The following is a 16,723-nucleotide window of genomic DNA, read 5'->3' as shown; positions in this document are numbered from 1 at the left end:
GTGAAACGCAAACGCGCCGATGGTAGTGTGGGGTCTCCCCATGTGAGAGTAGGTCATCGCCAAGCGCCTAATTATCTCATTGAGATGTAACGAAGCCAGCTGAATAAGCTGGCTTTTTTGCGTCTGCAATTTGTCAATTCCAGCCTAGTTTGTCCTCAATTTATTAGTTTCTCTTCAATTTTCTCTCTACAATTACTTTCTTTCACGCTCCACGACATTAATAATTCTTGTACCTTGGCTTTTATTTCAGCAGTTATTCTGACAATGCTTCGATTTCGCTACAGCGATCTGAGTTCTAGATCGCGCCTAGCTATTGCTATTAGTTAAGCGGTTACTTACCTTATGTTTTAATTTGTTGGGGTAGATAAGGATCTGAGATGAAGTTAGAGATGATTTGTACTGGGGAAGAGGTGTTGGCGGGGCAGATTGTAGATACCAACGCCGCTTGGTTTGCCAGTACTATGATGGAGCATGGTGTCGAGATCCAGCGTCGAGTGACTGTCGGCGATCGCCTCGAGGATTTGATTGCAGTTTTCCAAGAACGTAGCTTACATGCTGATGTTATTCTCGTTAATGGTGGCCTCGGGCCGACGAGTGATGATATGTCAGCTTTAGCGATGGCGAAGGCTAAGGGCGAACCATTGGTTGAGAATGTGGAATGGCGTGAGCGTTTAGAGGAGTGGTTTACTCGTAATAACCGTGAAATGCCTTTAAGTAATCTCAAGCAAGCTATGCTGCCAGAGTCTGCTGTGATGGTTGATAACCCTGTGGGAACCGCCTGTGGCTTTAGAGTTAAGCTTAACCGCGCGTGGTTATTCTTTACACCGGGCGTGCCTTTCGAGCTTAAGCACATGGTTACAGAGCAGTTTGTGCCTTTTATTCGCGATGAGTTTAATCTTGATTCCAAGGTCGCATTAAAGAAATTATTAACGATAGGCCAAGGTGAGTCGGCGTTGGCGGATAAGTTAGAGCCATTAGAGCTGCCAGAAGGCATTACTATTGGTTACCGTTCTTCTATGCCGCATATTGAGATTAAGATTTTTGCCCGTGGCGAGAAGGCGATAGCGGTATTACCTCGGGTCGCTGGGCACATCAAAATGGTGCTGGGCACTGCGGTAGTCGCGGAAGACAAAGCCACTCTCGCCGAAGAAATTCATTATAAGTTACTCAACTCCGGCTTGACCTTAAGTGTTGCAGAATCCTGCACTGGCGGCATGATCACCAGTCAGTTAGTTGATTTCCCTGGTAGTTCATCATACTTGCAGCACGGATTAGTGACTTACAGTAATGAATCTAAAGTGCGCGTGTTAGGTGTTAATCCTTCAACCTTAGATGATCATGGCGCAGTCTCTATTGCGACTGTGGAAGAAATGGCAAAGGGGGCAAGACAAATATTGGACAGTGACTATGCGCTGGCAACCAGTGGTATTGCGGGACCCGATGGTGGCACAGACGAGAAGCCTGTGGGCACTGTGGCGATTGCCTTAGCAACTCGCGGCGGCGTTTATAGTCAGATGATCAAGCTACCACGACGTTCGCGGGATCTGGTGCGTAGCCTAAGTGCTGCGGTGGCTTACGATATGTTAAGACGTGAGCTTTTAGCTGAAGCCGTGATTGTCGATTATCAGTCGATTGGGCGATTCAGTAAGTAACTTTTTATACAAGCTTGAAGATTATACAATCTTTAATATTATTGGTTTACGTCAGTTTAAAGGTATTAACAAAAATGCTCCCGAGGGAGCATTTTTTATGGCGGATGATCCACAAAATAATCGGTTATTTCGTGAATTTCAGCACTAATTTACCTGGGGCAACTTGAATGCTTTCGGTCATTTTTGCCATCAGTGCTTGGTTACTGTCCTTAGTATCCAGTACATACACAGGCTGGTTTTCTAAGAATTGCCTTAGATAACCCATCACCTGCGGTGTGGCACTGCTGATCGCTTTTTCAATATCTTTTGGTGTTGACTCCACTTTAACTAATTCGAGCTGGCGCAGATAGACACTGTGCGTTGCGCTGTCATACCAAGGCTTGGCCTCAAAAGTCGTCGTGAGTTTGGCACTCAATGGAAAGATTGGATTCTTAATTGATACTTGAGTTGCGGCACTTACGCTCATAGTGTCAGGTTTTGCACCTAGCCTGACACTGATGTCGTTAATGCGCACTTCTGCGCCAACTAATTGATTGCCTTGTTTAATCTCAAAATGAATCTCTTTACTGAGGTACTGCTCCATTTCGTGCTCGCTGATACTGTACTGCGAGACGCAGCCGCCAAGCAGTACAGTCAGTCCCAAGCAAATCGTGCGGGAAAGTTTTTTCATTAACCAGTGTTTCTCATTCCCGCTGCCACACCTGCAATAGTCAGCATTAGCGCTAGCTGCACATGTTCAGACGCGGGAGTTTCTGTTGTTTCCTTACGTGTCCGCGCTAATAGCTCGGTTTGTAAGAAGTTTAATGGATCGATATACGGATTTCGCAGTTTTACTGACTCGCGATTCCACGGCGTATGCGCCATTAAGCTATCTGATTTTGTCAGTTCAAGCACGACTTTAATGCCCAGATCTAAGCGTTGGCGCAAGGTTTCGCCTAAGTGATGCAAGTCTTTCGGTACTAAACAGGTTTCGTAGTAGCGGGCTAAATTAGGTTCCGCCTTGGCGTAGACCATTTCTAGCATTGAAATGCGAGTGCTGAAGAAAGGCCATTCCCGTTCCATCTCTTGTAATAAGCCCATTTCACCGCGTTCACAGGCGGCTTGTAGCGCTTCACCGGCGCCAAGCCATGCAGGTAACATCAAACGGTTTTGCGACCAAGCAAAAATCCATGGAATTGCCCGTAGGCTTTCAATCCCACCATCGACACGACGTTTAGCTGGGCGGCTGCCGAGTGGCAGTTTTCCTAATTCCACCTCTGGCGTTGCCGCGCGGAAATAAGCCACAAAATCAGGTTCATCACGCACTATGCCACGGTATGCACCCACGGATTCTTCTGCAATACGTTGCATGCAATCGCGCCATTCTTGTTTAGGCTCTGGCGGTGGTAACAGGGTTGCTTCTAATACGGCAGAGGTATACAAGGCTAAGCTTTGAACCGCGAGTTTTGGCAAGCCAAACTTGAAGCGGATCATTTCGCCCTGCTCAGTGACACGAATACGGCCATCTACCGACCCCGGAGGTTGGGATAGAATCGCTTTGTGTGCTGGACCGCCGCCGCGACCAATGCTGCCGCCACGGCCATGGAATAGTGTGAGCTTGACGCCCGCTTGTTTACAGACGGCCACTAACTGCTCTTGAGCGTGATACTGAGCCCAAGCCGCCGCCATTACGCCGGCATCTTTAGCAGAGTCAGAGTAGCCAATCATCACTTCTTGCATGCCCTTGGTATAACCACGATACCAGTCGATATCGAGTAAATCGGTAATACAGGCTGCGGCGTTGTTTAAGTCGCTTAGGGTTTCAAACAGCGGCACCACGCGCATTGGATGCGAACAGCCCGTTTCTTTGAGTAACAGTAAAACCGTTAAGACATCCGATGGTTTACCCGCCATCGAAATTACATAGGATCCAAGCGCTTTAGCTGGATGTTTAGCAATTAAACGACAGGTATTAAGCACTTCGGCCACATCGGCTGACGGTTGCCAGTTGCTTGGGATCAGTGGACGACGGTTGCTGAGTTCGCGTAATAGGAAGGCTTGTTTCTCGGTTTCATCCCAATGGTTGAAATCACCCATACCGAGATAGCGAGTTAACTCGGCGAGCACATCGCTATGACGGCTGGCATCTTGGCGAATATCGAGTCTGAGCATGTGAATGCCAAAACAGGCGAGACGACGGAGAATATCGAGCAATAAACCATTAGCGATTAAGCGCATACCGCAGTCGGTCAAACTCTTATAAAGCATTTCTAACGGCGCTTTGAGATCGCTTTCTTGCCAAATCAGGCTCGACTTATCGACTTCAGGATTGTGCCCTTCGATGCGCGCATTTAAATAATCTATGGTGTCACGCAGTCTTTGACGAATAGATCGCAACACGTGGCGGTATGGCTCGCAGCTGTTGTTGGTGTAAGCCTTTAACTCATCATTGGCTTCTTCCATCGACAGCTCGCCAACCAGTAGGACTATGTCTTTTAGAAATAATCTGGCGGCGGCATGGCGGTTGCGATCGAGCACCTCTTGGGTGACCTTCGCGGTAACAAAGGGGTTGCCGTCGCGATCGCCGCCCATCCAGCTTGAAAAACGCACTGGCGCGATATCAATCGGTAATTGTTGACCCGTGCGTTGCTGCACTTGGTCGTTAAGCTGTCTTAAGAAGTCTGGCACCGCATGCCAGAGTGACTCTTCAATGGTCGATAATCCCCAGCGGGCTTCATCAACAGGTGTTGGGCGCTCACGGCGGATCTCATTGGTGTGCCAGATTTGCGCGATCAATTGGCGCAGGCGCAGACTGATTTGCTGACGCTCTCTATCTGATAATTGGTCGTTTTCTTGCTCAGTTAAGCAGTCGACAATGGCGGCGTATTTTTGGATCAGAGTGCGACGGGAAATTTCTGTGGGATGCGCTGTCAGCACTAGATCGATATCCAGTGTCTTAAGGCAGTCGAGCATTTTCGTTTGGTCTACACGGCCATTTAACATGCGGCCTAGCAGCTGTTCCACGGGATCTGGTACGCAGACGAGTTCGTCGCAGTTGCGGCTAATGGTATGAAATTGTTCAGATAAATTAGCTAAGTTGAGGAACTGGTTAAATGCCTTTGCAAACGGAACTAATTCTTCGTCTGGCAGGGCGGTGAGTAACTCGAGCATTTGCTCTCTAGCGGCTTGATCGCCCCGGCGTGAATCTTTAGCAAGTTTACGGATCTGTTCAACCTTCTCGAGAAAAGAGTCCCCGAGGTGGGTGCGCATAGTGTCACCGAGGATTTGTCCTAACATACTCACGTTCGATCTTAATGACGCATACATATCGGTCATATTGTCTGCCTTGGTTACAACCATAGTTACTCCGAATAGAAAAACATGAAAATTCCGCATTGCATTTAGCCCGTTAGCACAATACCTATCACTTGGGGCAATGGTCAACAGAAGAACTTATAACTTATACGACTGGCTTATCTAATATGCAACTAATCGCAATGATCGTTGAGGAATATTCAATATAAATGCGAAGCTACGCAATATTTTGTGATGATTAGCGTAAGTGAATATGAAGTGCATCATTTTCGGCTTTGCAGGCATGTATCTTGGCTGTTAATAAAAAGGACTGATTTTGGCGCAAATTAACCCTAGATAACTGAGTTATTAACGAGTTAGTTGAACGGTTGATAGGCGGGCGAGATCTGCATTTCAGTAAGAAATATAAAAATAAATTAAAAATATATATTCACATATATTGCATAAGTAGATCTTTGTGGTAGTCTAGCCTGCAGTTGAGATGAGTCACCCCCTGTGACCTGTAGAGTAAATATCATGATTCAGAGCATTAACCTGACAGTGAATAAAATAACAACCAATTACGATTTCCTGCGACGATAATCTTGTCATCATAGATACGCGCAGTTGCGTGTACGCTATTCATCTATTCTTTAAGTTTCTTTGATTCGGTTAATAAGACAACAACACATGAAAAATATCGCCATTATTGGTGCCAGTGGTTACACAGGCGCACAACTGACCGCTTTAATCCATGCAGAAGCAGATCTGACGATTCAGGGTTTGTATGTTTCTGAAAACAGTTTAGATAAAGGTAAGCCTTTAGCGGATTTGTACCCTAGCTATAGCCATATCGCATTAACGCTGTCGCCATTGTCCGATGACGCTAAGGCAAAAATCGTTGCCGAAGCCGATGCCGTGGTATTAGCGACTGAGCATTCAGTGAGCTTACATTTAGCCGCTTGGTTTTATAGCCAAGGGTTAGCGGTATTCGATTTAAGTGGTGCTTATCGTTTCAGCGATGTGGCGCAATATCCTAAGTGGTATGGCTTTGAGCATGAATATCCTGAAGTTTTAGCCAAAGCCGTATATGGCCTTGCCGAATGGAATGCTAAAGAAATCGCGGCGACTAAGATGATTGCCGTGCCAGGTTGTTACCCGACCGCATCGTTGACAGCGTTAAAACCGCTGGCGAGTTTACTGACATCGGCTTATCCGGTGATCAATGCTGTGAGCGGCGTAACGGGTGCGGGCCGTAAGGCGCAGTTACACACCAGTTTTTGTGAAGTGAGCCTGACACCTTACGGCGTATTAGGCCACAGACATCAACCCGAAATCGCCACTCAGCTTGGTCAAGAAGTGATATTTACCCCGCATCTTGGCAACTTTAAGCGTGGCATTTTAGCGACTATTACCGTGCAGCTAAAACCAGGCACTACGACTGCCGATGTGGCAGCGGCCTATAGCGTATATGACCAGGCGCCATTGGTCACAGTGAAGCATAATCAGTTCCCTAAAGTGGACGATGTGGTGCTGACACCTAACTGCCACTTAGGTTGGAAGTTTGATGAGAATAGCGGTTACTTAGTGGTAGCCAGTGCAATCGATAATTTGATGAAAGGTGCTGCCAGCCAAGCGCTGCAATGCATAAAGATTCATTTTAACCTTTAATTGTTCATCCTTATTTAAGAGAGTCGTCAAGATGTCTACAAACAACTCAGTATTAGTTCTTAAAGTTGGTGGCGCACTGCTGCAGTGTGAAATGGGGATGGCGCGGTTAATGGATACGGCTGCGGCTATGTTAGCCAATGGTCAGCAAGTGTTGATGGTGCATGGCGGCGGCTGTTTGGTGGATGAACAGTTAGCGGCTAACGGCATGGAAACCGTCAAGTTAGAAGGTTTACGTGTGACTCCGCCTGAGCAAATGCCGATTATTGCCGGCGCACTTGCGGGCACTTCGAACAAAATTCTGCAAGGTGCAGCGACTAAGGCTGGGATTGTGAGTGTGGGCATGAGCCTCGCCGATGGCAATACTGTATCGGCAAAGATTAAAGATGAACGTTTAGGCTTAGTGGGCGAAGTCACGCCAAACGATGGCACTTATCTTAAGTTTATCCTCGCCCAAGGTTGGATGCCGATTTGTAGCTCCATCGCCATGATGGACGATGGCCAAATGCTTAACGTCAATGCTGACCAAGCGGCGACGGCCTTAGCCAAATTAGTGGGCGGCAAGTTAGTGCTGCTGTCGGATGTGTCTGGTGTGCTCGATGGTAAAGGCCAACTCATCCACAGTTTAAATGGCAAGCAGATTGCAGACCTTGTAAAACAAGGTGTGATCGAAAAGGGAATGAAGGTCAAAGTTGAAGCTGCGCTCGAAGTCGCGCAGTGGATGGGGCAGGCGGTACAAGTTGCCTCGTGGCGTGATGCAAGCCAATTAATCGCATTAGCAAAAGGTGAAGCCGTAGGAACACAAATCCAACCATAAGTGGAGTAGGTTATGAAGCATTTACTATCGATAAAAGAGTTAACCCAGCAGCAGTTACTCGATCTGATTGCCTTGGCAAAAACGATCAAAGCCAATCCGGCTGAGTACCGCCACGCGCTGGATGGTAAGAGTGTGGTGATGTTATTTGAAAAGCCCTCGCTCAGAACACGCGTTAGCTTTGATATCGGTATTAATAAGCTCGGTGGCCACTGTTTATACCTAGATCAACAAAATGGTGCGCTAGGTCAACGGGAATCGGTTGCTGACTTTGCTGCTAACTTATCTTGCTGGGCCGATGCGATTGTGGCGAGAACCTATTCACACACCACTATCGAACAATTAGCCGAGTTCGGCTCTGTGCCCGTGATCAATGCGCTGTCGGATCTTTATCATCCTTGCCAAGCCTTAGCTGACTTTTTAACACTGGCAGAGCAGTTTGAGGATGTCAGCAAAGCTAAATTAGCTTATGTTGGTGATGGTAATAATGTCACTCACTCGCTGATGTACTGTGCGGCTATTCTCGGTGCTACCATGACAGTGATCTGCCCAGCGGGTCACTTTCCTGATGGCTACGTAGTGGCAGAAGTGCAAGAGCTTGCTAAGCGATATGGCGGTAAGCTGGTACTGACTTCAGATATCGATGCGATTGAAGGTCACGATGCGATTTATACCGATACTTGGATTTCAATGGGCGATCCAACGCCGCTGGCGGATATCAAAGCGAAGTTTGCACCATACCAAGTAAACAAAGCCTTGATGGCGAAAGCGGGCGCTAACTTCTTTATGCATTGTTTGCCCGCCCACCGTGGTGTAGAAGTAACAGATGAAGTGATGGACGGTGCAGGATCCTTAATTCTGCAGCAAGCCGAAAATCGGATGCATGCCCAAAATGCGGTACTGGTAACCTTATTTAGTTAAATTAACCCTGTTTAGCAGCCTGTTTTCTCCTAGGTGAGAAACGAGTCATAGGAATTTAAGATGTCTATCGAGATAAAAAATACTGGCGTGAAAAAAGTGGTTTTAGCCTATTCAGGTGGTCTAGATACCTCGGCCATTATTCCTTGGTTAAAAGAAAACTACGATAACTGTGAAATCATCGCATTCTGCGCCGACGTTGGCCAAGGCGAAGAAGAGCTGGTTGGCTTGACTGAAAAAGCCTTAGCTTCGGGTGCGTCTGAGTGTCATATCGTCGACCTGAAAGAAGAATTCGTTAAAGAATATATCTACCCAACGATTGCGAGCGGTGCGATTTACGAAGGCACTTATTTACTTGGTACGTCAATGGCGCGTCCTATCATTGCCAAAGCACAGGTTGAAGTGGCCCGTAAAGTGGGCGCCGATGCTTTATGCCACGGTTGTACCGGTAAAGGGAACGATCAAGTACGTTTCGAAGGTTGTTTCGCCGCATTAGCCCCTGATTTAAAAGTGATTGCACCATGGCGTGAATGGACTATGCAAAGCCGTGAAGATCTACTGGCCTATTTAGCCGAGCGTGACATTAAAACGTCAGCGTCAGCGACTAAAATCTATAGCCGTGATGCCAACGCTTTCCATATTTCCCATGAAGGTGGTGAGTTAGAAGATCCATGGAACGAGCCAAGCAAAGGTGTGTGGACTCTGACAGCCGATCCTGAAGATGCACCGAACAAGCCTGAATATGTGTCGCTAGAAGTAGAACATGGCCGTATCACTAAAGTGAATGGTGAAGCGCTAACGCCTTATGCTGCACTGATGACATTAAACGCGATTGCTGCGCCACACGGTGTGGGTCGTATCGACATCACTGAAAACCGTTTAGTCGGCATGAAGTCTCGTGGCTGTTACGAAACACCCGGCGGCACCGTGATGTTCGCTGCGCTGCGTGCGATTGAAGAGCTGGTACTCGACAAGACTAGCCGTAACTGGCGTGAGCAAGTTGCCGCACAAATGGCGCATTTAGTGTATGACGGCCGTTGGTTCACGCCTCTGTGTAAGTCACTGCTGGCGGCATCTGAATCACTGGCTGAATCAGTTAACGGTGAAGTTGTGGTTAAACTCTACAAAGGCCAAGCGACGGCAGTGAAGAAACGTTCACCTAACAGCTTGTACTCTGAAGCATTTGCCACTTTCGGTGAAGATCAAGTGTACGATCAAAAACATGCAGAAGGCTTTATCCGCTTGTACTCGTTAGCGAGCCGCATCCGCGCACTCAACGCTAATGACGTTAAGTCTAAGTAATAGGTCGTTTAAAAGGGCGCCTAGCGCCCTTTTTTGTTTCTAGGTTTTGATCAAGTTTTTTGATTCAGATGAGTCGATTTCAAATCAGCAGTGAGTAAGGGGAGTTAGCATGGCTTTATGGGGTGGAAGATTTCAGGGCGAAACGAGCGCGCTATTCAAATTATTCAACGATTCGCTACCCGTGGATTATCGCCTGTTCGAACAGGATGTGATCGGCTCTATCGCTTGGGCTGATGCGATTGCTAGCGTAGGTATTATCACAGCCACTGAATGCAGCGACTTGAAAAAAGCACTCAATGATTTGCTAGTGGAAGTGAATGGCGATCCAGCGATTATTCTCGCGTCGGGCGCTGAAGATATTCACAGTTTCGTCGAGTCGGCCTTGATTGCCAAAGTGGGCGATCTCGGTAAGAAATTGCACACCGGCCGTAGCCGTAACGATCAAGTTGCCACCGATTTAAAGCTTTGGTGTCAATCCGAAGGGGCTGCACTACTGGCGCGCCTTCAAAGCTTACATGCTGAATTGCTGGCGTTGGCTGAACGTGAGTTTGATGCGGTAATGCCTGGTTACACTCACTTGCAGCGCGCCCAACCTGTGACATTTGGCCACTGGTGTTTAGCTTATGTGGAAATGTATGAGCGGGATATCAGCCGTTTAGCCGATGCGTTAACCCGCGCTAATACCTGTCCATTAGGTTCAGGCGCCCTTGCTGGCACAGCCTATAAAATGGATCGGCATGCACTAGCTGCAGCGCTAAACTTTGCCTCGCCGACGCTCAATAGTTTAGACAGTGTGTCAGACAGAGATCACGTGGTAGAACTGTGTTCAACGGCATCGATCAGCATGATGCATTTAAGCCGTATGGCTGAAGATTTAATTTTCTTTAACTCGGGCGAAGCCAATTTTATCTCTCTGAGTGATGAAGTGACCTCGGGTTCATCCCTGATGCCGCAGAAGAAAAATCCTGATGCATTAGAACTTATCCGTGGTAAAACGGGCCGGGTTTATGGCAGTTTAGTGGGCATTCTCACCACCATGAAAGCACTGCCTTTGGCGTACAACAAAGATATGCAGGAAGATAAAGAAGGCCTGTTTGACGTGGTTGATAGCTGGGCAATTTGCCTCGATATGGCGGCGTTAGTGTTATCGGGTTTAGTGGTGAATCGTCCGAATACGCTGTTAGCCGCGCAGCAAGGTTATGCCAATTCAACTGAGCTTGCTGATTATCTCGTGTCTAAAGGTATGCCTTTCCGTGAGGCGCACCATGTTGTGGGTGAAGTCGTGGTTGCTGCGATAGCGAAGCAAATTCCGCTCGAGGATTTCTCCTTGGCTGAATTAAAAACTTTTGCCGCAATCATTGAAGATGATGTCTATCCAAACCTGACTATTGAAGCTTGTTTAGCGAAACGCGATGTGCTTGGTGGGACAGCACTGCCGCAAATTCAGCAGGCGATAGCGGCTAAAAAAGCCCGCTAAGGCGAGTTGTTTAAATCAACAAGCCAATAAAAAAACGCGACTTAAGGTCGCGTTTTTTATTGGGTCATTCAACGTATCGGCAATGACTTTCTATCACTCGTTTATTGGAATAAATCATCGGTTGGTGCATCGATGAATAAATTGTTTTCATCCTGCGTTTCGCTGATGTATTCCTTCGGCTCAGTGCCCGAGATGAAGTATTCGAATGCGCTGGTATAGTCGGTTTTACGCGTGAGTTTACCCGTTGCTAAATCGATCCGTACCGATACAATGCCTTCTGGTGGAATCGATGTGGTTTCAGGTGTGCCTTGTAAGACACTGTTCATAAACTCGTTCCAACCCGGACCTGCCGTTTTCGCGCCCGCTTCGGCGCCAGTTATCTGATCTTTTTCGCCATTGGCGTTCCATGCTGTTCTGCCTAGTTGTCGACCGTGATCGTCGAAACCAACCCAGAATGTACTAGTGAGTATCGGGCTAAATCCACTGAACCACGTATCGCGAGATTCGTTAGTTGTACCCGTTTTACCTGCAATATCATGACGCTTTATCAATCTTGCCGCGCGCCAAGCTGTACCTTGCCAACCCGTGCCTTTACTCCAATCGCCGCCACCCCAGATCACGCTCTTTAATGCTTCGGTGATGAGGAATGCCGTTTGTTCTGAAATGATCTGAGGTGCAAAGCGACCCGTTTGTTCGAAACACTGAGCAACGGGCGCACTCGGTTCTGTGCTGCTATCTCCACTAACACTGAACGCCATAGGATCGCTCGGTGTAACAGGTTGGCTAAGGCTTTGGCTAGGTTTACAGGCCAATGTTGGATTGGCTTTTTCAATCACATTGCCGTAGGCATCTTCGACGCGATCGATATAGAAAGGCTCGAGTAAGAAACCGCCGTTAGCAAACACGTTAAACGCAGTAACCACTTGTAATGGTGTTACTGAAGACGAACCTAAAGCTATCGACTCGTTACGCGGTAAGTCATTAGGATCGAAACCAAACTTAACCAATTCTGCAATGGTGGCATCTAGCCCAACATGGCGCATTGCACGTACAGACATCACGTTAATTGACTGCGCTAAGCCAACACGTAAACGGGTTGGGCCGCCATAGATATCTGGCGAGTTTTTAGGGCGCCATGCAGTACCTTGGCTGATATCGGGTTTATTGATTGGTGCATTGTTAATTAGGGTTGCTAAGGTAAAGCCTTTCTCTAACGCTGCAGCATAAATAAAAGGTTTAATGTTTGAGCCTAATTGCCGTTTCGCTTGAGTGACGCGGTTGTATTGGCTTTGGCTAAAGCTATATCCGCCAACTAGAGATCGAATCGCACCATTTTGTGGGTCGAGTGACACAGTCGCGCTGGCAACTTCTGGTACTTGCGATAACTGCAAATATTGGCCGTTATCACGGATCCAAATACGTTCACCGACCTTGAGCATGTCAGAGGCTGACTTAGGAACGCTGCCTTGACGCTTATCGGTAATAAATTTACGCGCCCACTTCAGACCATCCCAAGCAATGATTTTAGTTTCGCCCTTGGCGGTCATGACGCTGGCTTGTTGATCTGCCACGCTGATGACGGCTGCGGGTTGCAGTTCTTGAATCGAAGCCACCTTAGCCAGTTCAGCCTTGATTTGAGCTTGTTCTGGTTTCTCGTCTGTCCACAACACAGCGGCAGGACCACGATAGCCATGACGCTCATCATAGGCATAAACGTTATTGCGTAGCGCTTGTTGAGCCTTCAGTTGTATATCCGATGAAATGGTCGTGTAGACGTTGTAGCCATTGGTATAGGCTTCTTCTTCACCATACTTCTGCACCATATAATCCCGTGCCATTTCAGAAATATACGGCGCATAGAGATCAATTTCGGCGCCGTGGTATTTAGCAACCAGCGGTTCTTGTAGTGCGGCTTGGTATTCGGCTTGGCTGATGTAACCTACTTCATTCATCCGCATGAGGACGACATTACGGCGAGCGACGGCACGAGAAGGTGAGGTCACAGGGTTGAGAGTCGAAGGCGCTTTGGGTAAGCCCGCAATCATACTCATTTCTGAGAGTGTAAGGTCTTTAACATCTTTACCGAAATAAACTTGTGCAGCGGCACCAACACCATAGGCGCGTTGGCCTAAGTAAATGCGGTTCACATAGAGTTCTAAAATCTCGTCTTTGGTAAGTAACTCTTCAATGTGATAGGAGATAAAAATCTCCTTCACTTTACGAATAATCGTTTTATCGCGGGTTAAGAAGAAGTTACGCGCAACCTGCATGGTAATGGTACTGGCACCTTGCTTTTTCTCACCTGTGGTCAACATCACTAATGCGGCGCGAAGTACGCCAACGGGATCTATACCGCCATGCTCGTAAAAACGCGCATCTTCAGTTGCGATAAACGCCTGAAGTAGGGGTTTTGGTACTTCGTCTAACTTCAATGGAATGCGACGTTTCTCACCAAATTGTGAAATAAGTTTGCCGTCACTGCTGTAGATGCGTAAAGGTGTTTGAAGTTGCACATTTTTTAGTGTTGAAACATCCGGCAAATCCGGCAAAACATAAAAGTATGCTGCCACAATGGCGCCTACTCCCAAAAGGGCTAGACTGAATAGTGCTATAACAATACGTTTTAACCACTTCACCAAAATTTATCCTAATGTTCCGTTAAGTGCGACAGTATATAAGGCGTACACCTCTTGGTGAAGTAAAAACGTGAGAAGCTTAAAATAGCGTTTGTAAAATGATGAAACATTCGATACAAGTAAGTATAACAAGTTGATTTTGTGCTAATCTCTTTTACTGAAATATAAATAAAAAAGTGACAATGGATATGCTTTCAAATTTATGGAAGCGTCAGGCTCCGCAGATGGTGGGAATTGACATCGGTTCCCATGAAGTTAAGGCCATTTTGTTGAGCAAGACTGCTGATGGATACAAGATAGTGAGTCATGCGGCGGTACCCATTAAAAAGGGGGCCGTTAACGATCATGATATTCGTGATGCTGATGCCGTTGTCGAATGCCTTAGGCAAATAAAACGCAATTTACCTAAATCGGTTAAATATGCGGCGGTTTGTGTTTCAGGCTCTGCAGTCATGACTAAAGTCATTTACATGGACGCCTCGCTGAGCGAGGAGGAAATGGAAGCACAGATCGAAATCGAAGCCGATAACCTTATTCCGTATTCACTCGATGAAGTCAGCATAGATTTTGAAACCCTCAGTGTAAACAGTACAGATCCTACCAAAGTGGATGTGTTGTTGAGCGCATGCCGCACCGACAATATTGATGTCAGAGTCGATGCGCTCGATAGTGTAGAACTTGAGGCTAAAGTGGTTGATGTAGAAGGTTATGCTTTAGGTCGCGCAGCTGAATTAATTCTGGCGCAGCTACCCGAAGGAGCGAAACATAAGGCCGTTGCTATGGTCGATATTGGCGCCAATATGACGACTTTTTCTGTAGTTGAAGCGGGAGAGACGACTTTTATTCGTGAACAAGCCTTCGGAGGTGAACAATTTACTCAGTCAATATTATCCTTTTATGGCATGTCTTATGATCAAGCCGAAAAAGCAAAAATTGAAGGCGACCTACCACGAAATTATATGTTTGAAGTCCTATCACCTTTCCAAACTCAGCTATTACAACAAATAAAACGTACGCTGCAAATCTATTGTACTTCGAGTGGAAAAGATAAAGTTGACTACCTCGTATTATGTGGTGGGACCTCTAAATTAGAAGGTATGGCCAATTTACTGACGAATGAATTGGGGGTCCACACTATTATTGCCGATCCTTTTCAAGGGTGCCTGCATGCTGATGAGTCGGTTAAAACTGTACTGCAACCTACAATCAGTAAATATATGGTTGCATGTGGCTTAGCATTGAGGAGTTACGGTCAATGGCGAACATAAACCTACTCCCTTGGCGAGAAGAGGCGAGAGAAAAACAAAAGCGCGATTATATTGGTATTCTAGCTGCGGTATTTTTAGCGTCAGCGGTCTTAGTCTATGTGGCAGTATCTCTATTGGACGTTATGACTGATGAGCAGAAAGCGCGTAATAGTTATTTGCAATCGGAAATTAGCCTGCTCGAAACACAAATTTCTGAGATTAAGAAAATTACCGAGCGTAAGAAAGACATTGAGCGTCGCACCGAAATTATTCTGAATTTACAACAATCCCGTAATTTACCTACTCATGTGTTAGATGAGCTAGTGCGAATAGTGCCCCCTGGAATATACCTTTCTAGCTTAGAGAAAAAGGGCAGTTTGTTGCTGATAGAAGGGCGTAGCGAATCAAATAATAACGTTGCCAATATGATGCGTAAGGTAAAAACCTCTGAATGGCTAACCGATCCGAATATGCAATCGATCGTGACCCAAAATGAAGAATTACGGCAATTACAGCGATTCAGTTTAAGAGTCACGATTAAAGGCGCGAATGTGGGCGAGCCTGAGAAAATGACAAAAGGAGCGAGTAAATGAAACTCGATCTAAGTCAGTTCAATGATATCGACTTTGAAAATATTGGTGGCTGGCCAAACCAAGTTAAAACCTTTTTCGCGGTCCTATTATCACTTTGTGTTTTTACTGCGGGTTATTTCTTAGTCGTTTCAGATTCGGTTGATACTTATACCGCAGAGCAAGATAGGGAATTACAACTCAGAGATGACTTTAAGAATAAGTATCAACTTGCTGCAAATTTAAAGCTCTATCGTGAGCAGTTAGCAACGATGGAAGTGCAATTTGCCGAGTTGCTGAAGATGCTGCCCTCTGAGAATGAAATGCCTGGTTTGCTAGACGATTTAACCTTCGTCGCGACCGATGCAGGACTTCGAATAAAGAGCTTAGATTGGGAGCCTGAAATTCAGCGGGATTTCTATATTGAGTTTCCCATCAAAATGTCCGTGACGGGCGATTATCATCAGCTAGGTAATATGGTGAGTGGCGTAGCAAAACTGCCACGTATTGTCAGCCTTCATGATTTTACCATTAAGCGCGATGATGCTGGCAACTTAGCAATGGACATTTTAGCCAAGACCTATCGCTTTAAAGAAGGGGCTGAATTACCGCCTGAAAAGCCTGCTAAGAAGGGGAAGAAATAATGAAGTTCTTACCTCTGATAGCTATGTGTCTTTTTTTAACGGGTTGTGTTGGCGATCGCAGTGATTTAGAGCTATTTGTTACTACAACCAAAGCTCAACACGTTGCTCATATTCCACCTTTAAAAGAACCGCCGAGATTTGAGCACTTTGCCTATCAAGCCGAGTTAATGCGTAGCCCCTTTGTACCTCCTTCACGTGAATTAACGGAAGAGGTTGTTGATACCAGCAAGGATTGTTTGCAACCAGATTTAAAGCGTCGAAAAGGGCGGTTAGAAACTTATCCTTTAGATAATTTAAAAATGCGCGGCACCTTAAGTGAAGCTGATACGACTTGGGCGTTAGTTGAAACAAATGACGGCAGTGTGTATCGGATGGGAGCGGGTGAGTATTTAGGTCTGTTTAATGGACGCATTTCTAAAGTTACTTCACAAAATGTCGAAGTAGTAGAATTAATTCCAGATGGTTCTGGTTGTTGGTCTGAAAGGACAAGCAATTTAGAACTTTCTGGAGAATAACGAGCGAA

13 protein-coding genes are annotated in these 16,723 nt (G+C 46.4%); 10 read left to right on the top strand and 3 right to left on the bottom strand.

The window, feature by feature from the left end; translation table 11 throughout:
• Positions 1 to 377 precede the first annotated feature (377 nt).
• Positions 378 to 1,652 carry a CinA family nicotinamide mononucleotide deamidase-related protein gene (locus MO387_RS11910; RefSeq protein WP_107946258.1) on the top strand — a complete coding sequence of 425 codons (1,275 nt, stop codon included), beginning with the start codon at positions 378 to 380 and terminating at the stop codon, positions 1,650 to 1,652.
• Between the two features lie 124 nt (positions 1,653 to 1,776).
• On the opposite strand, the gene MO387_RS11905 is transcribed toward MO387_RS11910, so the two are convergent.
• A complete protein-coding gene (locus tag MO387_RS11905; RefSeq protein ID WP_006083555.1) occupies positions 1,777 to 2,322 on the bottom strand; it encodes a DUF1439 domain-containing protein in 546 nt (181 codons plus the stop codon).
• Complete coding sequence (gene ppc, locus MO387_RS11900; RefSeq protein ID WP_006084518.1) at positions 2,322 to 4,991, bottom strand: phosphoenolpyruvate carboxylase; 2,670 nt, start codon at positions 4,989 to 4,991, stop codon at positions 2,322 to 2,324. Before ppc ends, MO387_RS11905 begins: the two co-directional genes overlap by 1 nt.
• Before the next feature lie 624 nt (positions 4,992 to 5,615).
• Here ppc and argC point away from each other — a divergent pair.
• The 5 genes from argC to argH all read left to right on the top strand — a co-directional run bounded on the left by argC (position 5,616) and on the right by argH (position 11,104).
• Positions 5,616 to 6,596 (top strand): N-acetyl-gamma-glutamyl-phosphate reductase, encoded by a 981-nt coding sequence (argC, locus tag MO387_RS11895; RefSeq protein ID WP_107946259.1) that lies wholly within the window; start codon positions 5,616 to 5,618, stop codon positions 6,594 to 6,596.
• A 31-nt stretch (positions 6,597 to 6,627) separates the two neighbouring features.
• Positions 6,628 to 7,410 (top strand): acetylglutamate kinase, encoded by a 783-nt coding sequence (argB, locus tag MO387_RS11890; protein ID WP_106649098.1) that lies wholly within the window; start codon positions 6,628 to 6,630, stop codon positions 7,408 to 7,410.
• A gap of 12 nt (positions 7,411 to 7,422) precedes the next feature.
• Positions 7,423 to 8,328 carry an ornithine carbamoyltransferase gene (locus MO387_RS11885; RefSeq protein ID WP_107946260.1) on the top strand — a complete coding sequence of 302 codons (906 nt, stop codon included), beginning with the start codon at positions 7,423 to 7,425 and terminating at the stop codon, positions 8,326 to 8,328.
• Between the two features lie 60 nt (positions 8,329 to 8,388).
• Complete coding sequence (locus MO387_RS11880) at positions 8,389 to 9,627, top strand: argininosuccinate synthase (RefSeq protein ID WP_006083550.1); 1,239 nt, start codon at positions 8,389 to 8,391, stop codon at positions 9,625 to 9,627.
• Between the two features lie 109 nt (positions 9,628 to 9,736).
• A complete protein-coding gene (gene argH / locus MO387_RS11875; protein WP_107946261.1) occupies positions 9,737 to 11,104 on the top strand; it encodes an argininosuccinate lyase in 1,368 nt (455 codons plus the stop codon).
• Positions 11,105 to 11,205: 101 nt separating this feature from the next.
• On the opposite strand, the gene MO387_RS11870 is transcribed toward argH, so the two are convergent.
• Positions 11,206 to 13,740 carry a PBP1A family penicillin-binding protein gene (locus tag MO387_RS11870; RefSeq protein ID WP_107946262.1) on the bottom strand — a complete coding sequence of 845 codons (2,535 nt, stop codon included), beginning with the start codon at positions 13,738 to 13,740 and terminating at the stop codon, positions 11,206 to 11,208.
• A gap of 188 nt (positions 13,741 to 13,928) precedes the next feature.
• Between MO387_RS11870 and MO387_RS11865 the strand changes: the two genes are divergently transcribed.
• From MO387_RS11865 to MO387_RS11850, 4 genes are read left to right on the top strand one after another with little or no spacing between them, the layout of a single operon-like run.
• Positions 13,929 to 15,008, top strand: a complete 1,080-nt coding sequence (locus MO387_RS11865) for a pilus assembly protein PilM (protein WP_106651741.1) — start codon at positions 13,929 to 13,931, stop codon at positions 15,006 to 15,008.
• Positions 14,996 to 15,580, top strand: a complete 585-nt coding sequence (locus MO387_RS11860) for a PilN domain-containing protein (RefSeq protein WP_107946263.1) — start codon at positions 14,996 to 14,998, stop codon at positions 15,578 to 15,580. The genes MO387_RS11865 and MO387_RS11860 overlap by 13 nt, the downstream gene beginning before the upstream one ends.
• Positions 15,577 to 16,200, top strand: coding sequence for a type 4a pilus biogenesis protein PilO (locus tag MO387_RS11855; RefSeq protein ID WP_107946264.1), 624 nt, complete (start codon positions 15,577 to 15,579; stop codon positions 16,198 to 16,200). The genes MO387_RS11860 and MO387_RS11855 overlap by 4 nt, the downstream gene beginning before the upstream one ends.
• A complete protein-coding gene (locus tag MO387_RS11850) occupies positions 16,200 to 16,715 on the top strand; it encodes a pilus assembly protein PilP (RefSeq protein WP_107946265.1) in 516 nt (171 codons plus the stop codon). The genes MO387_RS11855 and MO387_RS11850 overlap by 1 nt, the downstream gene beginning before the upstream one ends.
• Positions 16,716 to 16,723 lie beyond the last annotated feature (8 nt).

This window comes from Shewanella sp. N2AIL (assembly GCF_022690845.1).
GTDB classification, from domain to species: domain Bacteria; phylum Pseudomonadota; class Gammaproteobacteria; order Enterobacterales; family Shewanellaceae; genus Shewanella; species Shewanella baltica.
This window is presented reverse-complemented; position numbering and strand designations above follow the sequence as displayed.